This window comes from Phycisphaeraceae bacterium (genome assembly GCA_020851465.1).
Classification (GTDB): Bacteria; Planctomycetota; Phycisphaerae; order Phycisphaerales; family Phycisphaeraceae; genus JADZCR01.
This window is the reverse complement of record JADZCR010000006.1, coordinates 366545-389645: the sequence shown is the minus strand read 5'-3', so window position 1 is coordinate 389645 and position 23101 is coordinate 366545. Positions and strand designations below refer to the sequence as shown.

Below are 23101 nucleotides of genomic sequence, written 5' to 3'. Positions count from 1 at the left end.
ATCGAGGTGTCGGCAAGAGGCTGCCGAACACTCATCCTCAATCCAACCTACGGACGAATGAGCGCGTCTGTGCGCGCAAGAGGATGTGTTTATTGCCCCAAGCGATGGAACGAACGGGATTAAAAATATTTTGAGAAACGGCGATTTTGTCGGCACGCGACAAATCCGTGCGCGCCCAACACGCCAAAGGCCTGTTTTCCCCGCGACAGACGTCCTTAAAGTTTCTCGGCTGCCAGTGACGCCAGCTCGCTGCGTTCGCTCTTGGCGAGCGTGATGTGGCCGACGATGTTCTGACCTTTGAGCTTCTCGACCATGTAGGAAAGCCCGTTTGATGAGCTGTCGAGATAGGGATTGTCGATCTGTCCGATGTCGCCGGTGAGGATGATCTTGGTCCCTTCACCGACTCGGCTGACGATCGTCTTGACCTCGTGAGGCGTAAGGTTCTGCGCCTCATCCACGATCATGAACTGATGCGGAATGCTCCGCCCGCGGATGTAGGTGAGCGGCTCAAGGACAAGCTGCCCGGAAGACATCAGGCTCTGGATGCGTTGTTCGGGGGAGTGACTTTCGGCGTGCTGTCCTCCGCCGGCACCGATCCCCGCGCTGCCGGAAGCTCGTGTGGAGAGCAGGTAGCTGAGGTTGTCGAAAATCGGCTGCATCCACGCGGAGAGTTTTTCGTCCTTGTCGCCGGGCAGGTAGCCGATGTCCTTACCCATAGGCATGATCGGCCGGGCAACGAGGAGCTTGTCATATCGCTGTTCGTTGAAAACCTTGACCATTCCCGCTGCGATCGCCAGCAGCGTCTTGCCCGTACCAGCGGACCCCAGGAGCGTGACGAGCTTGATGTCGTCATCGAGCAGAAGGTCGAACGCCATGATCTGCTGGACGTTTCGCGCCATCACGCCAAAGACCGGCTTGCGCGGTCCGGTGATGGGAATGAGGTGATCCGTGTCACCCAGCAGCCGCGCCAGTCCGGTGTGTGACTCATCCAGCGCGTCGCGGAGCTGGACGTATTGGTTGGCGTAGAGGGCGATCTGCTCGTCCTTGCCGTCATCGGTTTTGATCATCCGGTGCGGTTCGAGTTTTTCGACGCTCAGTTGCTTTTCCTCGTAGAGCGTGTCGATCAGCGTCGATGGCACGCTCAGCGCGACGTAGCCGGCGTAAAGTCGGTCGGCATCGACTTTCTGTGCCTCAAAGTCTTCGGTGTGCAGACCGAGAGCGTCGGACTTGATGCGGACGTTGATGTCCTTGGAAATGAAAATGGTGCGTTTGCCGCGCTGCGCCAGCTCCCACGCCACGGAGATGATGCGATTGTCAGGCGTGTCCTCGACCAGTGCGTCGGGGCGTTCCTTGGCGGCAAACTCCACGCGGATCCGTCCGCCGTGGCCGTTCCACTTGACGCCTTCATTGAGCTTCCCCCGTGTGCGCAGCCGATCGAGGTGACGGATCGCCTCGCGGGCGTTGCGGCCAACGTCGTCGTTCTGCTTTTTGAAGCGGTCAATCTCTTCAAGGACCGTAAAAGGCAGCACCACCTCGTTATCAGCGAACATGAAGAGCGCGGCAGGGTTATGCAGGAGGATGTTGGTGTCGAGCACAAAACACTTCGTCGATTCCGGTGTGCTCGCCGCGCTGCCGGCGGAACTGCCCGATGCCTTGGAAGGACGGTTTTTGACTTCGGCCAACCTGGGAATCTCCTTATTCCACGGCGACTCATTTCGATCTCGCCGCAACCATGGTAGCAACAGCGTAACGCCTAAGCGTTGCATCGGGTGAATTCATGCGCCGGCTGAATTCCCGGACAAAATCGCCGCGCACGCAGCGTCAACGCCGGTTTTATGCGGACGGACCGCGCCTTATCCCTGTCTCGGATGAACTCAACCGCTGCCTACGGCTGCGATAGTCCGCTCGTCGGGGCAGAGCCGTTCTCCGCTGTTTTGATGCGGTTGATCGCCGCGAGATACGCCCGCGCCGCAGCTTCTACCACATCGGTACTCACGCCGCGTCCTTTAACCTTGCGGTCGCGGTGCTTGACCTCGATGTTCGCCTCGCCCTGCGCTTCCTGTCCGACGGTGACTGCCCGTGACTTGTAATCGAGCAATTCCGTCATCACGCCGGTCAGCCGTTGAATCGCGGAATAGACCGCGTCGATCGGCCCGTCACCGATCGCAGCTTCCTTTTTCTCCACGCCTGACGAGTCGCGCAGAACGACCGTCGCCATCGCATCCTCGCCGGTACCGCTGGTCACGCGAAAGCGCACCAGTTCCCACAGACGGCGGCTCTGATCGAGCTGTTGATCCAGCAGTGCTTCGATGTCCTCGTCGTAAACATCCTTCTTTTTGTCCGCCAGAGCCTTGAATTCGATGAACGCCTTATCCAGTCCCGCGTCATCGAGTACGTAGCCCAGGTACGCCACGCGCTCACGAAAAGCGTGTCTGCCGGAATGCTTGCCCAGAACCAGTTTGTTTTCCGGCAGGCCGATATCCAGCGGGTCCATGATTTCGTAAGTCGATCGCTCCTTGAGGATGCCGTCCTGATGAATGCCCGATTCGTGGGCAAAGGCATTCTCGCCGACGATCGCCTTATTCCGCTGCACATGCAGACCGGTCATGGTCGAAACCATGCGGGACAACGGGTAGAGTTTTTTCGTATTGACCGCAGTGGTGAAGCGGCTGAAGTAGTCATGCCGCGTCCGCATGGCCATGACGATCTCCTCCAGCGCCGCATTACCGGCGCGTTCACCGATGCCGTTGATGGTGCATTCGACCTGCCGTGCGCCGTTCTCCACCGCGGCGAGGGAGTTGGCGACCGCCAACCCCAGATCGTTGTGACAGTGCGACGAGAGGAAGATGCCCTTCTGGTCGATGATGGGCAGCTTTTCGCGGACGTATCGGAAGATATTGCCGTACTCAGCGGGCACGGCATAGCCGACTGTGTCTGGAATGTTCACCGTCGTCGCACCGGCTTCGATCACTGCTGCGGTGATATCCACCAGCACGGACAGCTCCGTCCGGCTGCCGTCTTCCGGGCTGAACTCGACATCCGCCACGAACTGACGCGCTCGCTTCACCGAATCGACGGACATCCGGATGATCTCCTCGATCGCTTTTTTGAACTTGTGCTCCAGATGGATTTTCGACGTGGCGCAAAAAACGTGGATGCGCGGATTGGCACCGCCCTTGACCGCTTCGCCCGCGCGGTCGATGTCACGCGGCACACAGCGCGCCAGGCCGGCGATGATCGGACGGCGGACTTCCTGCGCGATGGCACGCACCGCTTCAAAGTCGCCCTGACTGGTGATCGGAAAGCCCGCTTCGATCACGTCCACGCCCAGCATGTCGAGGTGACGGGCGATCTCCAGTTTTTCGTGCAGGTTCAGACTCGCGCCGGGCGATTGCTCGCCGTCACGCAGCGTGGTGTCAAAAATACGGATGGGAATGGCTGAGGTTGTCATGTTGGTTTCTCTTATAGCTGAGCCGCTAACGGCTGTGAATGAAAGTGAAAAGAATGAAAACTAAAACGCCCTGTCCGTTCAGCGCGGACAGGGCGGGAATCGCAAGGGGTTGATTTGCTTTCCGTCCTATCCGCGCAGGGTAAGTCGAAGGCTAAGCGCCGCGGACAGGTTTCGGATTGACTGCGGGAAACGGGTCATGTGATCCATGTTAATCGGCATAATCCCGCCGGTCAATTGAGCCGATTGTGCGGGACTTCATCCACACCGCGGGACGGGAAGTTGAGCAAGGACGCCAAATCCTCATAATTATCCGACTCGCCGCCGACCGTGCGGCTTCATTACACTCGTTCGACTCTGGAGATTGCACGACATGTCCACCGCCACCGCTTCATCGTCCGCCGGACAGTGCGCCGGCCAACCCATCACACTCAAGAACGGCAAACTCCAGGTCCCCGATCATCCCATCATTCCCTTCATCGAAGGTGATGGCACCGGCCCGGACATCTGGAAGGCCTCGCAGCACGTTTTCGATGAAGCAGTGAAGAAGGCATACCACGGCAAGAAGTCTGTCGCGTGGAAGGAAGTGCTCGCCGGGGAGAAGAGCTTCAACAAACTCAACAACTGGCTGCCTGACGAGACGGTCACGGCGTTCAAGGATTACATCGTCGGCATCAAAGGCCCGCTGACCACTCCCGTCGGGGGCGGCATCCGCTCGCTCAACGTCGCGCTGCGGCAGATGCTCGACCTCTACGTCTGCCTGCGTCCGGTGCGCTATTTCCAAGGCGTGCCTTCACCCGTGAAGCATCCTGAAAAAGTCGATATGACGATTTTCCGTGAGAACACGGAAGACATCTACGCCGGCATCGAATACGCCGCGGGAACTCCCGAAGCGAAGAAGATGCTGGATTTCCTGGCGGGTGAGTTCCCCCGCGATTTCAAGAAGATCCGATTCGGCACGCAGGAGGCGACCGACGCCGCAGCCAAGGCTGCCGGTGTCCCGCATCCCATGCCGCTGGAAGTGGGCATCGGAATCAAGCCCATCAGTCGCACCGGCACCGGTCGGCTCGTCCATGCCGCGATCGAGTACGCCATCAAGCACAAACGCAAGAGCGTCACCCTTGTTCACAAGGGCAACATCATGAAGTTCACTGAAGGCGCGTTCCGTGACTGGGGCTACCAGATCGCGCGAAACGTCTTCGGGGCCGAACCGATTGACGGCGGTCCCTGGTGCCGAATCCCAGCGGGGAAACCCGGTGCCGGCATGGTGATCAAAGATGCGATCGCTGACATCACGCTCCAGCAGGTGCTCACGAGGCCGGAGGACTTCGACGTCATCGCGACGTTGAACCTCAACGGCGACTACCTCAGCGATGCTCTGGCGGCGCAGGTCGGCGGCATCGGCATCGCGCCAGGAGCCAACATCAACTACATGACAGGCCACGCGATCTTCGAGGCGACGCACGGCACCGCGCCCAAGTACGCCAATCAGGACAAGGTTAATCCCGGCAGCGTGATCCTCAGCGGAGAGATGATGTTCCGTCACCTCGGATGGGACGAAGCTGCGGACCTGATTATCAAGGGCATGGAAAAAGCGATCACTGCCAAGACGGTGACTTACGACTTCGCCCGTTTGATGGAAGGCGCAACGGAGATCAAGTGCAGCGACTTTGCGCGGCAGATGGTCAAGCACATGGGCTGACGCACGCGGCGCGGCTCAGCTCAGCCGGCCTTGGAACCCAGCGACGATTCCCAGCAGAAAATCACCGACGCGGGAACCATGCCGTCCACCACGCGGCAGCGGACGATGCGCCGGCCGTCCTGCCAGTCCGCCGAGTCGAGCACTTCGAGCACGACGCTCGACGCCACGTCTCGCGGTGAGCCGCCGGCATTCCAGACGACGATTCGTGATCCCACCTCCACCGGTGTGGCGGTGAGAATCGCCATGCCGCCGACCGAAATATTTTCGATCACCGGATCATCAAGCACGCGCCAAGGCTCGGCGTCGATGATCGCCGCCTGGATGCGTCCGCCGCCTTCGAGCCGGATGTCATTGCGGCGATCAGTATTCAAAGTCCGAGAATGAGCGTTGAGCATAGGCTGAGATCTCCTTAACTCACGAGCCATCGACCAGGTTCGGATGGAGCATCAGCGCAAGCCCGTACAAATCGCGGAACATTCACCGGCGTCTTCCGTCTGGAACGGCTGGGAAACAGACAGGGACTGCACCGCGCAGGCACGGCGTGCAGGCGCGGCGGCCAAGGTCATTGCCGAAATGAAGCGGAATCAGGCGCTGTCTCGCTCGATCACGCGGTAATCCTCACGCTCGCCTCGGCCGCGCAGCGGATAATCCTTGCGCAGCGGGTGGCCGGGGTAGGCTTCCCAGGTGAGGATGCGGCGAAGGTCCGGGTGTTCGTCGAAGCGGATGCCGTACATGTCGAATACTTCCCGCTCCGTCCATTCCGCACCCGGCCAGAGATCGGTGACGGATCGCACGTGCAAGGCCGGGTCGTCCTCGATGCCGCTGGTGTCGATGCTCGGACTGAGCATCACTTTGACGAGTAGTCGGCGGTTATGCGTGTAGCTGACGATGTTGTAAACGACGCCGAATCGACCTTCGGGCGCGCCCTTGACCGCAGGATAGTTGAGATAGTCAGCCGCGGTCACATCGGACAGAAAGTTGTAGGCACAGGCGGGATCGTCACGGAGAAACGTCATCACCTCGTGCAGGTTTAGTGCGGGCACGACGAGCGTGGTCTGACCACGAAACTCGGAAGCGACGAAGCGAATGCCGGGAAACTTCTGCTTCACCAGCGGCAGGGTGGGATGGTCAAGGTTGGGCTTGCTCATGGAGAGATCACCGGTCGGGAAAGAGGAAGATTATAGGGAAACGCGGATCGTGATGTGCGGAGCTTCGCAGCAATCGCCGCCAGGCGTTTGGCGAGGCTCGATCAATCAGCCTCACCCGCAGCATCCAACTCCCATTGTCTGCCTCACTTTTTTTCGATCCACCCCTGAATTTCGACGATCAACCGATCCCAGCGATCGGTCATCTCCGGCCACTCATACGCCAACGTGTCCGCCAGCCCCACGGTGTCACCTGCCGCGATCAGGTCGCGCAGCGTGCGTAGCTGCGCCAGCAGCGTGTCGGTCATCTGAACGACCGGCTGATTCTCGAACGTCTTTTCATCGAGGTTGATCCCAAGCAGCATCGTCGATTGCAGGACCGCCTGCTGCGTCTGCTGCCACACGGAGATCGCCCGTGAGACCTGCTGCATCGCATCACTGGGTTGATCCTGCTGAAAAAGATTCGCTGCCTCCGCCTGCGCTTCGCGTGCGTCGGTCAAGCCGAGCCGAACCTGCTCCAGCGTTGTGCCCGCCAACTCGTGCGGGTCAGCCGACTCCAGACGCAGCTCCGAGCCGAGGACCGGCTGTCTTGAGGACGCCTCAATCTGCTCCTGATTGAGCGTCTGACCATTGATGATGATCTCGACAATGATCCGGCCGGCGTCGGCGACACGTTGCTGCGCCTCCTCCAGCACGTCCGCGAGTGTCTGTCCCGTCAGCTCAGTCCGTTGGCCGTCGAGGTAGATGGGCATGTGAGCATCATACAAAACCAGCGGAAAAGTCCAGCATCATTTCCGATCGAACTTCAATCCGGTGAATCAGGCGCCGACGAGGGACGCATCAAAGGCGAAACTTACAGCCGTCCACCCGCCGTTTCTGCATCTGTTAGCATCAGCGGCCCAGGAGATTCTCATGCAGCGGATCGTGGTTCTCGACGGCTATACACTCAACCCCGGCGATATCAGTTGGTCCCCGCTTGAGCGGCTTGGCCGCCTCGAAGTCCACGACCGTTCGACCGGCTCTCAAATCGTCGAACGAATGCGCGGGGCGTCATTCGTCATGACCAACAAGACTCCGATCAACGCTCAGACGCTCCAGCAGCTCGACGGTCTGCAATATATCGGCGTGCTGGCGACCGGGACCAATGTGGTGGACCTCGCGGTCGCTCGTCAACGCGGCGTGTCCGTCACCAATGTCCCCGGTTACAGCACCGACTCGGTCGCCCAGCACGTTTTCGCCCTGCTGCTGGAACTGGTGTCCCACACCTCCTCGCATGGCATGGCTGTCCATGAAGGGGACTGGGTGCGCAGCGCGGACTTCAGCTTCACCGTCGCGCCTCTGACCGAACTGGCCGGCAAGACGCTCGGCATCGTCGGGCTGGGTTCGATCGGTCAGCGTGTCGCACGCATCGGCGCTGCGATGGGTATGAACATCGCTGCCTCACACCAGCGATCCATGAATCAGGTTGCGATCCCCGGCGTCGATGTCCGCTGGCTTCCTGTGGATGAACTTTTTCGTCAGGCTGATGTGCTGACGCTGCATTGTCCGTTGACCGATCAAACGCGCCACCTCGTCAGCGCAGCAAGGCTGGCTACGATGAAACACACGGCGGTGCTCATCAATACCGGGCGTGGTCCGCTCGTGGATGAGGCGGCGCTGGCGGAAGCGCTGCGCGAAGGCAGGATCGCTGCGGCGGGACTCGATGTGTTGAGTGTTGAGCCGCCCCGTCCCGACAATCCCCTGCTCACCGCGCCGCGCTGCCTGATCACTCCGCACATCGCCTGGGCCAGCGTCGAGGCGCGGACTCGGCTGATGCGGATGGCTGCGGATAATCTTCAGAGCTTTCTCGACGGCAAGCCCCGCCATGTGGTGAACTGAACTCGGCAGATGGGCAGCCTCGGAGCCGATGAACATCAGGAACTCATCGTGACCGTCACTGAGCCACAGCCTGCGGACCGCAAGACGATCACGATCCTTGCTGCCACGAGCATCGAACTGATGCCGACCGTGCAGGCGCTCAATCTCAAGTCCGCGGGAGGCCTGTGGATCGGCGAGTCGCCGACCACGCGAGTGATCGCCAAAGTAACCGGCATGGGGCCGACCAGTGCCGCTGCCGCCCTGCTTCGTCTGCTCGATCATGCGAAGGTTGCCGCGATTCTGAACATCGGTTTTGCCGGCGGTCTCGAACGCGGTTTAACCGTCGGCGAACTTCTGGATATCCGTTGGATCATCAATGCTCACGACGAAGTCCTGGACATCCGAGCCGGCGTGCCCAAGGGAGCGGAAAATCTCATCGAGCGAACTCCGCTGCGCTCGCTTCTGAGCGTGGATTATGTTGTGACTTCACCCGTCGCCAAACGACGCCTTTACGAAAAGCATCTGGCGGCATCGGTGGATATGGAGTCGTATCAGCTGGCCAAGGTCGCCGGATCGCTGAAGATTCCGTTCTTTCCTGTTCGTGTCGTCAGCGATCCCGCTGACATGGCCATGCCCATCGAGGCCGCACGCTGGGTCACACCCGAAGGGGAGCCGGACAAGCGCGCCGCCTGCCGTGACTTGCTCCGCCGACCGACGCTGCTGCCCGTTATGCTGCGGCTTAATAAAAATGCGAAACTCTGTGCGCAGGCGTTGGCCCGTCACACCAAAGAAATCGTCCGACGCGAAGTTTCACGACAGGCACAATGAAGCGTTGCTGCGAGGTTCTTCACCGCGAACAGTCCGCCGCCTTCCTGACGCCCTGACGCTACATTACCCGTATGGACCTCACCGCCTGTCGTCGCGTCATCCTGTTCGGCGGCAGCTTTGACCCGCCTCATGTCGTCCATACCGCGCTGCCCATGCTGGCGATGTCCGCGATCGGCGCTGATGCGGTGGCGTACATCCCGGTCGGTCAGGCTCCGCATAAACCACGCGGCTCACAAAGCGATGCGGTCCATCGTCTGGCGATGCTCCGACTGGCTGTAGCCGACTACCCGCAAGCCTGCGTGCTCACTGATGAGATCGACCGGGCCGCGGACGGCAAGCCGTCGTTCACCGTCGATACGCTTACTGCTTTACGCAGCCGCGCACCGAAGGTCACGTTCCGCCTGCTCATCGGAGCTGACATGCTGCGGATCTTCACCTCGTGGCGTGAGCCTCAGCGGATTGAGGAACTGGCTGAACCACTGGTCATGGTACGTCCGCCCGACACTCACGAAAGCCTGCTGACCGCGCTGCCCGCTGCCGATCGATCACGCTGGTCGCCTCGGCTTATCGACTTGCCGCTGTTGGATGTCAGCTCGACGCAACTCCGCGCCCGTGCGAGTCGCGGTGAGCCATTGGCAGGACTCGTACATCCGGAAGTCGAGCGATACATTCGACGGCACAGCCTTTACCGCTAGATGCCGCTCAGGGGAATATTCCGCGAAGCCGGTAAACGCGGCCGATGTTTTCCAGTGCTGCGAGATATGCCGCCGTGCGCATGTCGCACTCGAACCGATGAGCTGCGAGTTTCACACGCTGGGCGGCGGCGTACATGTGCTTCTTGAGTTGAGCGTCCACGAAATCCGCGTCCCAGGTTTCCGCCTGCCGGTTTTGTTTCCACTCGAAGTAGCTGACGGTCACACCGCCTGCGTTGCAGAGAATGGCCGGCAGCACGGCGACGCCTTTTTGCAGAAGCAGTCGTTCCGCCGGAGGAGTCGTCGGAGCGTTGGCTCCTTCCGCCAGTACCTTGCAACGGAGCATCTGAGCGCGGCCGAGGTCCACCATCTGTTCCAGAGCGGCGGGAATGAACACGTCCACTTCCGTCTGATAAAACTCGTCGGTGGAAATCGCATCGGCACCGGGGAAGCCGGCGATACCGCGGTTTTTCTCCACGTACAGCGTCAGCGCCGCCGCGTCGATTCCCGCGTCGTTGCGAAGCGCACCGGTGTGATCCATGACCGCGCGAAACTTTGCGCCGCGTTGTGCCAGCAATCGGCCGGTCCACGATCCGACATTCCCGTAGCCGATGAGGCTGTAGGTCATCTTCGCCAGCTCGATACCCATTTCCGGCAGGATTTCCTCCAGCACGAAGATGAGGCCCTGAGCGGTGGCCTTGTCCCGACCGTGTGAGCCGCCGAACTCCAGCGGCTTGCCCGTGACCACAGCCTGCGCTTTGAACTTGCGATCAGGTGCAGCGGTGACCATGTAGGTGTCAGCGATCCACGCCATTGTCTGAGCGTTGGTGCCAACGTCCGGCGCGGGGATGTCATGCTCCGGGCCGATGTTTCCGCCCAGCGCGCTGGTGAATCGCCGCGTAAGCCGCATGACTTCGTTCTGAGAGATCGCCCGTGGATCGACCTGCACGCCGCCTTTGGCGCCGCCCAGGGGCAGCCGCATCAGCGAGCACTTCATCGTCATGATGACCGCCAGCGATTTGATGTCGTCGAGATTGACATCAGCGTGGTAGCGGATGCCGCCTTTGTAGGGGCCGAGAATGTTGTTGTGCTGGACGCGATAACCCTTGAAGAGCTTGTACTCGCCGGAGTCCATGAGCACCGGGAAGTGAACCATGATCTCGTTCTTGGGCTGCGCCATGATGAGTTGCAGATGATGCGGCAACTCCAGCAGTTCAGCAGCGTGGAGCACGGCTCCGATGGTCTGCTGATAAAGGGCCTTGGGGTCATAGCGGAACCCCAGCTCGTTAAGGACGCCGTGGAGTGTTTCAGGGGCCATGAAATACCTGTGGGACAAAATCCTGGGTGGGTCTGGTCTTTATCGGCAGGAACCATCATCGAGTCGCGAGCCGATGTTTTTATAGGAACATGCGGTTGCGCAACGAAGCGCGTTGAGTCACGCCGCGTATTCACGATAATAGGCGTCATGGTGATTTATTGCTGCACGGACCTGATTTTCGCTACCAAGATTTCCTCGACCGCGGAGACGCTCAACGTGCCGGCCCGCCCCGCACGCAACGCCGAAGCCATGCGCAAGCGGCTCGAACGGGTGGACGACGGCAAGCTCAACGATCCCGTCACCGGCGTGATGATCGATCTGGAAATGGGTGACGACGGCCTGGCGCTGCTCGATCAGGTCAAACAGCACGATCCGACGATTCCAGTGGTGACGTTCGGCTCGCACGTGGCGACGGAAGCACTCCAGGCTGCACGTCAGCGCGGCGCAGATTTCGTCCTCTCCCGCAGCATGTTCAGCAACAGCCTGCCTTCACTACTGGAAAAGATGGGCAGCCCAGCCGCGTGAGTTTCATCGTGAATAGATGATGCGGTTTCAGCCTTCGGGCAGATCGACGATGCGAATGAAGACCGGCTTGCCCTCGATGACGTCCAGCTTTTGGATCTTCGTCAGCGCGTTCATCACCGCGCCCTGCTTTGCACGGTGCGTGGTGATGACCAGAGGAACGAACTGCCCCGCTGCCACCTCGTGCTGACGGATCGCCGAGATGCTGATGCCCGCATCGCCCAGCGCGGTGCTGAGCTTTCCGACGACGCCGGGAACATCCAGCGCATTGAAGCGCAGGTAGAAACGAGATTCCAAGTCGTCGGGATTGACCCGCGCAGGCGGCTGGTGGCCGTCGCACCAGAGATTCATGGCGGCGAATGCACGCGGATACCACCCGCTGGCGACATTGAGCACATCGCTGACGACGGCACTGGCGGTGGGCAACTGGCCCGCTCCGCGGCCGTAATACATCGTGTGTCCGTTCGCGTGGCCGTAAACCGACAGCGCATTGAACGACCCGTTCACCTGCGCCAGCGGCAGATCGGCATGAACAAAACACGGATGCACCCGCAGACTCACCCGACCTGCTCCGGTGCCGCTCTCGCGCTGACCGATCGCCAGCAGTTTCATGGTGTAATTCAGCTCAAGACCGAACCGGATGTCAGCGATCTGGAGTTGGTCGATGCCTTCCGACCAGACCTCCTCGCCGGACACTTTCACGCCAAAGGCCAGCGACGCCAGGACCGCCAACTTCTGCGCCGCATCGCGCCCGGAGACATCGAGCGTCGGGTCAGCCTCGGCAAAGCCCTTCTCCTGTGCCTCCGCCAGCGCGGTCGCGTAGGCTTTCCCCTTCTGCACCATCTCCGTCAGGATGTAATTGCACGTGCCGTTGAGGATGCCGTAGATCGCGTCGATGCGATTGGCCATCAGGCCAAACTGCAACGCGGTGATGATCGGGATACCTCCGCCGCATGATGCCTCGAATGCTATCGACGCCTGATGCTTTCGCGCCAGCGTAAATAGCTCGCTGCCTTCCGCGGCGAGCAGACTCTTATTGGCGGTGACCACATGCTTACCTGCCGTCAACGCGCGGCGGACGTGTCGGCTGATCGCTCCCGCGCCGCCGGCGACTTCCACGATGATCGGCATGTCGGCGGTTGCAAAAAAGTCTTCCGCATCGGCAGTCACCAGCGATGACGGAAGCGCAGCCGCGCGGCAGGCCTTGGCGGGGTCACGCACCAGCACGCGGCGCAGCTCGATCCTGACGCCCGTGCGGCTACGGTAAAGCTCCGCTTCCTCGCGCAGGAGTTTGGCGACCCCCGTGCCGACGGTGCCGCAGCCGATCATGCCGATACCGATGGTCTGTTGCCCCAAGCCGATCGCTCCCGATGGGTGGTTGAAAAGACGGAGCAGGATACCAGTCCGCAAGCCGCTGCTCAAAGAGTCGCGTACCGAGTCGTGCAGAGCGTCATGCGGCGGGCCTGTGCGGTGCCTGTTGAAGCTGCGAGTGATTTCGCTGCTTTGGAAAACCCAGCGGTAAGAAAATTGATGACTTCGTGCGAAGCGATTCGTTATGTCGCCGCAGGCAGGCTAGAATTGTCCCGATGAGTCAGGCCGCTGCTATGTCCAACAACGAGCCGATGATCCAGCCGCTGTGCTCGATCTTTCGGCGATTTCTCAAGCGCGAGGGGCTTAAGTTCACTCCCGAACGGGCCATCATCCTCGACGCGGTGCTGTCGAAGGAAGGTGTTTTCGAGGCTGAACAGTTGCTCGATGAAATACGCATGTCGCGCCATCGCGTGAGCAAAGCCACGATTTACCGCACGCTCAAACATCTCATCGAAGCAAAGATCATCACTGAGGTGTTGCTCGACTCAAAGCAGTCCCACTACCAGCTCAGCTTTGGCCGCGAAGCCAAGGGACATCTGGTTTGTCTGGAGACCAACCGGATCGTCGAGTTTACGACGCCGGAGTTGAAAGCCTTGAGCGAACGCATCAGCCGCGAGCACGGCTTCGACCCGGTGAGCTACCGCTTCGTCATTTACGGCGTCTCACCCGAAGCCAATCAGAAGGACATGGCTGAACACGCGGAAGCGGATGAGTGAGCCCCGCAAGCAGCCTCCGCTCAATCGACTCTGAATATCCCTTACTGCTGCGCAGGATCGTTCGTGCTTGCACGGCGAGAAAACTCAGCGTCAATCTTCGTCTTCCATATCTTTTTCCTCGATCGGCCGGGTGATGCGGTATTCCTCGCGTGCCCACTTGGCCAGATCAATGGTCTTGCAGCGATCGGAACAGAAGGGATAGGTCTTCACGTCGCCGGTCACCTGTTTGCCGCAGGTGGCGCAGCGGCGCGAGGGAAGCGGTTCGGGCGGTTGTTTATCAGAGTTATTCATAGCGAGCCTCAACGATCCAGTTCCTGCCGCAGCGCAGCCATCCGCGCCACCCATTTACCGCGCGGGGCGATGGTGATGTCGCGTGCCGTCTCTCCCGCATGAGTCAGCGACACGTCCAGCACGTCGTCGCCGAGCGTCTGCTCCAGTTTCTCCGCCCATTCGATCGCCACCACCGCATCTTGGCGCAGCTCCTGTCGCCCCTGCGTGCCCCAGCCGATTGACTCCAGATCATTCTCATCGTGCATTCGATAGGCGTCGATGTGAACGAGTGTGAGGTTTCGATCGGCTGTGGGATATTCATGAACCAGCACGTAAGTCGGACTGGCGACGCTGTCTCGCACACCCATGCCCTGAGCGATGCCGCGGACCATCTGGGTTTTACCCGCGCCCAGCTCGCCGTGGAGTGAAATCACGTCACCAGGTCGTGCGAGCCTGCCGATCAGGTGTCCGATCTCCAGCGTGCGTTCGAGCGACGTGCTGCGACCGCGCCAGATGTGAACGCCGCTGATTTTCATGGGTTGTCCCCTGAGTTGCCCGACCGCTGACATTATGCCCCGCGATGTTCCCAGCCGCCCTCAAGTTGTTCCGTGCCGCCCATGGGTAGCCGCACCGTCACCACTGGATCGGCTGCGGGTTGCGTCATGGAGCCGATGCGGGTGATGGTCACGCCGTCGATCTGTGTTGGCATTCGATCCGCGACATCAGCGGAAACCGTGAAACAGAGTTCGTAGTCCTCGCCGTCACCGACGGCATGACGCCAGAGCGGACGGGAATCGCGGTGAGCCGCTGCATAAGCACCGGCACTGAGGGGAAGCTCGTTGGCGTGAATCTCGGCGGAGAGTCCGGCTGCGCGGCAAAGGTGTCCCAGATCGCGCGCCAATCCATCGCTCAGATCGATCATGCAGTTAGGCCGGGTTGCGGGATTCCGCGCCAGTTGCCGCGCCAGCTCTAAGCGAGGCTCAAAGTCGAGGTGATGGACGTAGCTGTCGATGTTTTCCAGACTGCCGCCCAGTTCGCCGGTGACGAAAATCGCGTCGCCGGGTTTTGCGCCGCTGCGCCGGACAGGTTCGACGCCGGCCGGCTCGGCCAGCACGGTCACGCTCATCAGGAGCGGGTGATCCCACATCGAGATGTCCCCGCCGAACAGCGGACAATTCCACCGCTCCGCCGCGCGGCGCAGATGATCGAACAGTTCCTTCGCCCGTGCCTCGCCAAGATTGCGCGGCAGGGACGCGGCCACCACGGCTCCGACAGGCTGGGCGGCCATCGCTGCGACATCGGAAAGGTTCCGCGCAATCGCCTTGCGTGCGATCTTTGCCAGCGGAGTCGATTCGAGTTTGAAATGAATGCCGTCCGCAACCTGATCGACGGTGACGAGCACTTCCGCCCCGCCAATGCAGACAGCTCCCATGTCATCGCCCGGCGGAATCGTCACGTGCGATGCAAGATCGCGGTTTTTTCCGTAAACATGCCTGAGGAGTTCAAACTCGCGCATGGGCGGATTGTAGCCGACACTCGCGCCGCCCTTCGATCAGGTACCGCACGGGTCAGATCAGGCGAGCCTGTGAGTCACTTGGCCAGCTTCGCAATGATCCGCCACACGGCATGAGGCGAAAGATTCAGCCCCGCCTGTGCGTTGAACGTCGAAACGATCTGGTCAAAGATCGGCGTGTAAGGAAGCTGATCGCGCAGGCTGAGCTTGCCGATCGCCGATTCGACCAGTTCGGTGAGCAATTGCTCATGCTCCGGTGCGATGCGCGGCGGCTTTTCCGCCGCACGGCCCAGACGCGGCAGCCTGCCCGCTTTTCTCAGATTGTGCAGCCGATGAAACAGTGCTGTGCGCGTCAGCGTCTCTTCTCCGACAGCCTGGTAGATCGCCTCGAATTCCGGCGTATGCGGCAGGTCATCGAGCGTCCGACCCTGCTTGCGGTAAATGCTCACGAGCATTTCATCGTCCGGCGCGGGAAATAGCGACGTGTCCGACATGGCGGGAAAGTTTACGAGGTCGTCTTGGCGGCGGCAAAAACTCCAGCTCACGCAATGCACGCTTACGTAACGGATATCCACGGAGCGATTCCTCGCGGCGCATAGCGCAGCCGGGGTTGCCTCGGTGTCCGATGCGATGGGGAGAATCAGTGCGACGCAGCGGCGACGGGAAGTTTGTTTGTTTCAATGTGTGCCGCCAGCGGTTGAGGATCGCGGTCCCACATCATCAAGCCCGGCTCCATCACGCCGTCGAAAAGCTCACCGGCGGGCGTGATGCGCACTGCGAAGCCATAGTGTCCGCTCGTGCCGGCTGTCACAGCGCCGACGTAACGATGGCGACCGCCGCCCAAGTCGGATTCGTGCTTCAGCGGCGTCGCGGTGCCCTGCGTGATCCGGCCGTCGTTATCCACGACGCCGACGTACACTTGGAGTTTCACCTCAGCGGGTGTCAGCCCGTCAAGATTCGCGGTGACGGAGACCTCGAGCTTCTGGTTGACCCCAAGCGGTTGCTGGGTGTTCGCCTGAACATCTTCAACCTTCATCCTGCTCCATCCCTGACGCAGTCGATCTTTCTGGTGCGCCATCTCAACGGATTTTTTCAGGTTGTCGGCCATCAGCACGCGGGAACGGTGCAGCGCGGGCAGGTAAAACTTTTCGGCATATTCCTGCACCATGCGGTTAGTATTGAAGACCGGAGCCAACTCGCTGATGCAAGCCTTCATGCGCGCGACCCAGCCTCGCGGCACGCCCGTTTCATCGCGCTGATAGAACAGCGGAATGATCTGTTTTTCGAGCAATTCGTAGAGCGACTGGCTTTCGATCTGGTCCTGCACGTCGAGGTTTGCATAGCTTTCGCCCCGACCGATCGACCAGCCGATCTCCGGCGCGGCTGCTTCATCCCACCAGCCGTCGAGGATCGAGCAGTTGAGCACGCCGTTGATCGCGGCCTTCATGCCGCTGGTGCCGGAGGCTTCCATACCGCGACGAGGTGTGTTGAGCCACACGTCGCAGCCCTGTACGAGTCGTCGTGCCACGTGGATGTCATAGTTTTCGAGGAAGACGATTTTGTGGCCGCCTTCCGCACCGCGAGCGAAGTGAACGATCTGCCGGATCAGATCCTTGCCTCCGCCGTCGGCGGGATGGGCCTTACCCGCGATGATGAACTGCACGGGCGTCTTCGTATTGCTGAGGATCAACTGGAGGCGTTTGATATCGCGCAGGATCAGGTTGCCTCGTTTGTAGGTGGCGAAACGCCGTGCGAAGCCGATCGTCAATGCTGTGGGGCTGAGTGCTTCGAGCGATTGACGGATGTTTTCCGGGTCCACGCCACGCGCTTCAAGCTGCGTCTTGAGCTTGCTGCGTGCCCAGACGATCAGGCGATGACGGCGGCGTTCGTGGACGCGCCAAAGCTCCTCATCGGGCACGTCGTTGATGGCTTTCCAGATAGTCTGATCGGTGGGGTTGTTCTGCCAGCGTGAGCCGAGGTAGCGGTCGAGCATGCCGACGAAGTCGCCGCTGAGCCAGCTTCGCGCGTGTACGCCGTTGGTCACGTGAGTGATCGGGATTTCATCTTCAGGCACACCCGGCCAGATGGATTTCCACATGGCGCGGCTGACCGCACCGTGCAGCTTGCTCACGCCGTTCATCCAGTCGGCGGTACGGATAGCGAGCACGGCCATCGAAAAGAAATCGGTATTTGAGAAGACATTCTCCCGGCCCAGCGCGAGCAAGCCGTCCATGTCCAGCCGCAGCGACGGATGGTAGTTACGGAAATAACGGATCATCATCTCCGGCGGGAAACGGTCGATGCCCGCGGGTACCGGCGTGTGCGTGGTGAAAATATGGCTGGCCTGCGCCGCCTGCCGCGCCTCATCAAACGAAATATTGTGCTTTTCAATCAGACGACGAATCCGCTCCAGCGAGAGAAACGCGGAATGCCCTTCGTTCATGTGACAGACATCCGGCTCGATCCCCATGGCTGACAACGCGCGCACCCCGCCGATGCCCAGGACGATTTCCTGTTTGATGCGCAGCTCCATGTCGCCGCCGTAAAGCGAACTGGTGATGCCGCGATCGATCGCATCGTTTTCCTGCACGTTGGTGTCGAGGAGAAACAGGTCGATGCGGCCGACGATCACTTTCCAGACAGCGACCCAAACATCACGGCCGGGCATCTGCACGGTGATTTTGATCTGTTTGCCGTCGGTCCCGACAACGGGCTTGATCGGCAGATTCGACAGGTCCAGCTCCGGGTAATACTCCTGCTGCCATCCGTCGGCATTGAGGTACTGCTGGAAATAACCGTTGCGATAAAGCAGACCGACGGCCACCAGCGGCAGGCCCAGCTCGCCGGCGGACTTGAGGTGGTCTCCCGCCAGGCAACCCAGACCGCCGGAGTAAATCTGGAGCGACTCGGTCAGGCCGTACTCCGCGCAGAAGTACGCGATGGTGAACTGACCAGCGCTGCTTTGATATTTGGTGTGCCAGGGTGTACGACTGTGATGCCGACGAAGATTTCCCATCGCGTGTTCGAGCGAGGTCAGAAATCCTTCATCACGGGCGGCGGCGTCGAGCCGTTCCTGCGGGCAGATGCCCAGCATCTTGACCGGGTTGTGATGGGTGGCTGTCCATAACGCACGATCCAGGCGGGTGAATAGCTCGACCGCTTCGGGGTGCCACGTCCACCAGAGATTGTGAGCGATCTCCAGCAGCGGGCGGAGCGGTTCGGGCAGCGACGGGACAACCTCAAAGGTACGAATACGTGCCTGATCTGGGCTGAGCATGGATATTTCCCTGAATCGAAACTCAATCAAAGGGCAAGCCGACGGAATCGGCAGGATGGTCGCCCTTGGGAGTGTAGGCGCAGCAAACCCACGGCGCGCGGCATGCCCCGGCTGTATGGTTTCGGCCAAACGCGGGCGACTTCATCATTGTTAGCGTGGAGAGATGCAGAGTTATCGGCGGTCGGAGTCGGCCTGAACAGCCCCGGAAGGCGTAACAGCCGTCGCGCCACGGCTCGCGGCGGCGAGGAGCGACTCCATCCGGCCCAGCGTCCGGTCGATCTGAACACGGAAGGCGTTGTAAGGAAAAATCGCAACGACGGCGACGAGCAGCCCCCCCGCTGTGTTCATCAACGCTTCAGCCATGCCTTCACCGACTGACGCTGGATTCGCCGAGGCTGTTTCCTTGGAAAAGAGCAGAAACACCGAAATGAGACCGATGACCGAGCCGAGCAGACCAACGAGCGGGCCGGCAGTCACCATGGTCGAGAGCACGCCCATGTATCGCTCAAAACGCGGCCGCTGCGACTCCACCGCGGCGGTCGCCAGCGCGTCGCTGTAGCCTTCCGTCAGAATCATCCGCACGATCTGACCGTACACGCTGTGGTCATCCTGCACGAGCACGCTCGCGCCGGCCAGGTCGCCCTGCCGCAGGAGCTGTTCGAGGCGAACGACGCGCTGCTTTTGCGCCGAGCCGTTGGTCCTGATCCAAAACCACAAACGCTCGACGATGAGAGTCACGGTGACGATGCTCATGAGCAGGAGCAGCCACATGACGGGGCCACCCTTGTTCATAAAGGCGATGAAGTTTTGGAACATGGGAATAGACTCAGTGGTGCTGGCCGCAGCATGAAATTGGCGACGCGACGAACACCGGGCCGGCTCATGTTGCCGACGAAAGCTCCAGCAGGCTCAGTGCCTGAGCGACGATCTGTTCGGCACCGATGCCGCAGTAGGCGAGCACATCATCGGGCGTCCTGCCGCTCTTGGGGATGTTTCGCACGAACATCTGTCGGACGTTGAACCCGCCGCCATCCGCCGAGACTGCGTCCGCCACTGCGCCGCCGATGCCGCCGCCGTAGTTGTCTTCCAGCGTGAGCACCATGCCGTTGTTCTGGTTAGCCAGATCGAGCAGCGCTTCCTCGTCGAAGGGCAGAGAGTAGAGATCGACCAGCGTCGCATCCACGCCATGCTTGTCGAGCAGTTCGAGAGCCTTGTTGGCTTCGTGCACCATGTAGCCGGATGCGACGATGAGCAGATCACGTCCCTCGTTGAGGACTTCGTGACCGCCGAGGTGGAACTTGTCGTTTTCGTTGTAGAGGAACTCGGTCTCCGGACGGAGCGTGCGCATGTAAACCGGGCCGTCGTGTTCGGCGGCGGCGATCGTCAGGGCATACGCCTGATACGCATCGCTGGGCTGGAGCACGTAGCAGGCGGGCTTGCCGCGCTGATTAGTCACCGTGGTGAACGATCGGAACCACGCCACATCCGGCAGCGACATCTGGCTAGGACCGTCCGCCGCCAGCGAGATGCCGGCATGTGACCCGACGACTTTGAAGTTCGCCCCGCTGTTGATCGCCATCTCGATCTGATCGAGTCCGCGTGCGACGAACTTGGCGAAAGTCGAGGCAAACGGAATCTTGCCTCCCGCCGAAAGTCCCGCCGCCACGCTGATCATGTTCTGCTCAGCGATGCGACACTCAAAGAAACGACTCTTGAGTGCGTCGTCCTTGTAAAACATCTCAGCGAAGGTGGAGTTTTTCACGTCGGCATCGAGAGCCGTCACGTCATTACGCGCGTGGCCGAGTGCCCGCAAAGCGATGCCGTAGGCACGCCGCGTCGCGTACTCGCCTTTGGCCAGAGCTTTTTCCTGACCGAACTTCTTCATTGCGTCCGGGAAGCTCATGACCGGGTTGACCTTCGGCGCGTCGGGTTTGCCGGGTGACATCAGGCCGGGCTTGAGGGCCTGATCCGCGGCTGCGCCGATCTGCCGCGAAGTCTGTTCGAGTTCCTGAATCGCCTTGGGCAGGTCGTCACCCTCGGCTGGTTTGCCGTGATGCCCCTGCCCCTGCTGGCTCGGACTGCCCCAGCCTTTGACGGTCTTGGCGACGATTGCCACCGGCGCCGACTGAGGATCGAACTGCGACTGCGCGTGCTGGCTCAGCGCATCCTGAATCGCCGACGGGCTGTGGCCGTCGATCACCAGCGCCTGGAAGCCGTAGGCTTCGAGTTTCTTTGCCAGCGTCGCAGTGTTCTGCTGCGGGCTTACCGCGTCGGACTGGGCGTATTGATTGGAGTTGAAAATGGCGCAGACCGCTTTGAGGTTGTGATCCTTGATGAAGTCCACTGCTTCCCAGATGTTGCCCTCGCGTGCTTCGCCGTCACCGATGATGCAGAAAATCCGCTTGTCGAGGTTGTCGATTCTCGCGGCTGCAGCCAGACCTGCTGCCACACTCAATCCCTGCCCCAGCGATCCGGTAGCCGCATCGAAAAACGGGAAGCCCTCCGCGGGGTTCGGGTGGCCGTCCACCACCGAGTCGATCGCGCGGAGCGTCATCGCATCCTGTCGCGTCATCGGCCGCCAGCTTGCCTTGTCCTTGCCGATCGCCACACCCAGATCAGCGCACGCGGCATAAACGATCGGCACCGCATGACCTTCGCTGAGCACGAGTCGGTCGCTCGACGGATGAGCGGGATTATTCGGCTCCCATCGCATGTGGCTGTACATGAGCACTGTGACGAGGTGGGCCAGACTTGCGCCCGTGGTCGGGTGACCAGAGCCGGCGGCGGCAGTCATCTCGTAATTGAGCTTGGTCAGATCGACGGCCTTGGCGTTGATGGTGGAATCAAATGACATCGCTGGATCCTTCCTTGATTGATCGAGGCAAATTCATCGAAGACCGTGATTATGGGGGAGATGCCGCGAGGTCGCAACCTCATTTTCCTCTACCCTGCCTCTACAACCCTCAAACCGCACACGTCCGGCGCCATCATCACGCTCCATCGACCGCCCCCCGTTGAGCTGCTTTTGCGTTCACCCGCAACACCGACCGCCACTCACACTTTTATTATTAAACGTATCCTTTTATCCTTATTGATCGAATCGGACACCTTCCGGGAAAATCACATGACCGCCAGCACCTCAATCTCTTCTCCGCGTTCGGAAATGACCTCGCGCGAACGCATGCTCGCAGCGATCCGTCGTCAGCCGGTGGATCGTGTTCCGACCGACATCTGGGCGACATGGGAAGTCCGGGCACGTCTGCGCGAACGCTTCGGCGATGACGCGAACGTGCGACGAGAACTGCACATCGACGGCATGGGCGGCGCGTGGCCCAAGTACGTCGGCCCCAAGCTGCCCGAGATGCCTAAAGGCGAGTCCGTTGACTTCTGGGGCAATCGCTTCCGAAGCATCAGCCACGGCACAGGAGCTTATGACGAGCAGTACTTCCACACCCTCGCGCAGGCACGCACCATTGATGATCTTGAAGCCTACGACTGGCCACGCGCCGATTGGTTCGACTTCTCCGCCATGAGGGAGCAGGCGGCTCTGGCTCACCAGCAACAGGCTGTTCAGTGCGGGTACATGGCGACGTTCTACTACCACAACATGATTCGCGGTCTCGAACAGTCGCTCATCGACCCGCTGGAAGATCCCGATTTCACCGAACACCTGCTGCGAAAACTGGGCGACTATTTTTATGACCTGCACCGCTGCATGTTCGAATCGTGTGACGGGCTGATCGATGTCTCGCAGGTCACCGACGACCTGGGCACGCAGACCGGGCCGATGATCAGCCTCGACACTTTCCGCCGCTTCTATCGTCCGCAAATGCAACGGCACATCGACCTCTGCCATGAGTTCGGCATCCTTGTCATGCATCACGATGATGGAGGGATGAGCGGATTCATCCCCGACCTGCTCGATATGGGCATCAACCTGCTCAACCCCATTCAATGGCGCTGTCCGGGCATGGACCCGGCCAAGCTCAAGCGGGACTTCGGCGATCGGCTGGCGTTCCACGGCGCGATCGACAATCAGGAAACCCTCCCGCACGGAACGACCGAAGATGTCCGCGCAGAGGTGCGGCGCATGATCGACACGCTCGCATCCGACAAAACCGGCTACATCCTCGCGCCGTGTCACAACATCCAGCCGGTGACTCCGATGGAAAATATCGACGCGATGTACGACGAAGCGTGGCGGTACGGAAAATTCTGAGTTCGCAGCCAGCCTGCCCCGCTGCGGTACAGAGCGACGCGATCCCCGCCTTGAAGTGAAACCGCACTGCCCTAGAATGGTCCGCCTGCTTTACGGGCCGACATAGCTCAGCTGGTTAGAGCGAGGGACTCATAAGCCCTAGGTCGGTGGTTCGAATCCACCTGTCGGCATTACACGACCCGGTTTCCCTTTACGATTCGCCATTCATACCAGGTCCAATCCC

At 60.6% G+C, this 23101-nt stretch carries 21 protein-coding genes and 1 tRNA gene; 8 read left to right on the top strand and 14 right to left on the bottom strand.

The features are described 5' to 3' along the window. Positions 1 to 215: 215 nt before the first annotated feature. Both IT444_08140 and IT444_08135 read right to left on the bottom strand, forming a co-directional pair. Positions 216 to 1766, bottom strand: coding sequence for a PhoH family protein (locus IT444_08140; protein MCC7192735.1), 1551 nt, complete (start codon positions 1764 to 1766; stop codon positions 216 to 218). A gap of 119 nt (positions 1767 to 1885) precedes the next feature. Beyond that, positions 1886 to 3451, bottom strand: coding sequence for a 2-isopropylmalate synthase (locus IT444_08135; protein ID MCC7192734.1), 1566 nt, complete (start codon positions 3449 to 3451; stop codon positions 1886 to 1888). 370 nt (positions 3452 to 3821) lie between these two features. Between IT444_08135 and icd the strand changes: the two genes are divergently transcribed. Further along, complete coding sequence (icd, locus tag IT444_08130; protein MCC7192733.1) at positions 3822 to 5150, top strand: NADP-dependent isocitrate dehydrogenase; 1329 nt, start codon at positions 3822 to 3824, stop codon at positions 5148 to 5150. Between the two features lie 20 nt (positions 5151 to 5170). On the opposite strand, the gene IT444_08125 is transcribed toward icd, so the two are convergent. The 3 genes from IT444_08125 to IT444_08115 form a co-directional block, all read right to left on the bottom strand. After that, positions 5171 to 5545 (bottom strand): hypothetical protein, encoded by a 375-nt coding sequence (locus IT444_08125; GenBank protein MCC7192732.1) that lies wholly within the window; start codon positions 5543 to 5545, stop codon positions 5171 to 5173. Positions 5546 to 5734: 189 nt separating this feature from the next. Beyond that, positions 5735 to 6298: an NADH-quinone oxidoreductase subunit C gene (locus IT444_08120; protein ID MCC7192731.1), complete on the bottom strand. Its 564-nt coding sequence runs from the start codon at positions 6296 to 6298 to the stop codon at positions 5735 to 5737. Between the two features lie 143 nt (positions 6299 to 6441). Beyond that, the gene (locus IT444_08115) at positions 6442 to 7047 is read right to left on the bottom strand and encodes a hypothetical protein (protein MCC7192730.1); all 606 of its coding nucleotides are present in this window, start codon (positions 7045 to 7047) and stop codon (positions 6442 to 6444) included. 160 nt (positions 7048 to 7207) lie between these two features. On the opposite strand from IT444_08115, the gene IT444_08110 reads away from it, so the two are divergent. From IT444_08110 to nadD, 3 genes are all read left to right on the top strand, one after another. Beyond that, a complete protein-coding gene (locus tag IT444_08110; GenBank protein ID MCC7192729.1) occupies positions 7208 to 8173 on the top strand; it encodes a D-2-hydroxyacid dehydrogenase in 966 nt (321 codons plus the stop codon). 9 nt (positions 8174 to 8182) lie between these two features. Continuing rightward, positions 8183 to 8980 (top strand): hypothetical protein, encoded by a 798-nt coding sequence (locus IT444_08105; protein ID MCC7192728.1) that lies wholly within the window; start codon positions 8183 to 8185, stop codon positions 8978 to 8980. Between the two features lie 71 nt (positions 8981 to 9051). After that, positions 9052 to 9675 carry a nicotinate (nicotinamide) nucleotide adenylyltransferase gene (gene nadD / locus IT444_08100; GenBank protein MCC7192727.1) on the top strand — a complete coding sequence of 208 codons (624 nt, stop codon included), beginning with the start codon at positions 9052 to 9054 and terminating at the stop codon, positions 9673 to 9675. A gap of 7 nt (positions 9676 to 9682) precedes the next feature. Here nadD and IT444_08095 read toward each other — a convergent pair whose 3' ends face one another. After that, positions 9683 to 10990: a Glu/Leu/Phe/Val dehydrogenase gene (locus IT444_08095; protein MCC7192726.1), complete on the bottom strand. Its 1308-nt coding sequence runs from the start codon at positions 10988 to 10990 to the stop codon at positions 9683 to 9685. Between the two features lie 147 nt (positions 10991 to 11137). On the opposite strand from IT444_08095, the gene IT444_08090 reads away from it, so the two are divergent. Then, complete coding sequence (locus IT444_08090) at positions 11138 to 11515, top strand: response regulator (GenBank protein ID MCC7192725.1); 378 nt, start codon at positions 11138 to 11140, stop codon at positions 11513 to 11515. 27 nt (positions 11516 to 11542) lie between these two features. On the opposite strand, the gene IT444_08085 is transcribed toward IT444_08090, so the two are convergent. Next, a complete protein-coding gene (locus tag IT444_08085) occupies positions 11543 to 12922 on the bottom strand; it encodes a homoserine dehydrogenase (GenBank protein MCC7192724.1) in 1380 nt (459 codons plus the stop codon). A 176-nt stretch (positions 12923 to 13098) separates the two neighbouring features. Between IT444_08085 and IT444_08080 the strand changes: the two genes are divergently transcribed. Beyond that, positions 13099 to 13599 carry a transcriptional repressor gene (locus tag IT444_08080; GenBank protein ID MCC7192723.1) on the top strand — a complete coding sequence of 167 codons (501 nt, stop codon included), beginning with the start codon at positions 13099 to 13101 and terminating at the stop codon, positions 13597 to 13599. Between the two features lie 90 nt (positions 13600 to 13689). Here IT444_08080 and yacG read toward each other — a convergent pair whose 3' ends face one another. The 7 genes from yacG to IT444_08045 all read right to left on the bottom strand — a co-directional run bounded on the left by yacG (position 13690) and on the right by IT444_08045 (position 21513). Next, positions 13690 to 13890 (bottom strand): DNA gyrase inhibitor YacG, encoded by a 201-nt coding sequence (yacG, locus tag IT444_08075; protein MCC7192722.1) that lies wholly within the window; start codon positions 13888 to 13890, stop codon positions 13690 to 13692. 8 nt (positions 13891 to 13898) lie between these two features. Further along, entirely contained in the window at positions 13899 to 14405 is a 507-nt protein-coding gene (tsaE, locus tag IT444_08070; protein ID MCC7192721.1) for a tRNA (adenosine(37)-N6)-threonylcarbamoyltransferase complex ATPase subunit type 1 TsaE, read from the bottom strand. Positions 14406 to 14437: 32 nt separating this feature from the next. After that, positions 14438 to 15385 carry a thiamine-phosphate kinase gene (gene thiL / locus IT444_08065; GenBank protein ID MCC7192720.1) on the bottom strand — a complete coding sequence of 316 codons (948 nt, stop codon included), beginning with the start codon at positions 15383 to 15385 and terminating at the stop codon, positions 14438 to 14440. A gap of 74 nt (positions 15386 to 15459) precedes the next feature. Next, positions 15460 to 15876: a hypothetical protein gene (locus IT444_08060; GenBank protein MCC7192719.1), complete on the bottom strand. Its 417-nt coding sequence runs from the start codon at positions 15874 to 15876 to the stop codon at positions 15460 to 15462. A gap of 146 nt (positions 15877 to 16022) precedes the next feature. Continuing rightward, on the bottom strand, positions 16023 to 18659 hold the full coding sequence (glgP, locus tag IT444_08055; protein ID MCC7192718.1) for an alpha-glucan family phosphorylase: 2637 nt from the start codon (positions 18657 to 18659) through the stop codon (positions 16023 to 16025). Between the two features lie 171 nt (positions 18660 to 18830). Further along, entirely contained in the window at positions 18831 to 19475 is a 645-nt protein-coding gene (locus IT444_08050) for a MotA/TolQ/ExbB proton channel family protein (protein ID MCC7192717.1), read from the bottom strand. A 64-nt stretch (positions 19476 to 19539) separates the two neighbouring features. Further along, positions 19540 to 21513, bottom strand: coding sequence for a transketolase (locus IT444_08045; GenBank protein ID MCC7192716.1), 1974 nt, complete (start codon positions 21511 to 21513; stop codon positions 19540 to 19542). A 270-nt stretch (positions 21514 to 21783) separates the two neighbouring features. On the opposite strand from IT444_08045, the gene IT444_08040 reads away from it, so the two are divergent. Further along, positions 21784 to 22878, top strand: coding sequence for a hypothetical protein (locus IT444_08040; GenBank protein MCC7192715.1), 1095 nt, complete (start codon positions 21784 to 21786; stop codon positions 22876 to 22878). Between the two features lie 96 nt (positions 22879 to 22974). Further along, a tRNA-Met gene (locus IT444_08035) sits at positions 22975 to 23048 on the top strand. Positions 23049 to 23101: the final 53 nt, after the last annotated feature.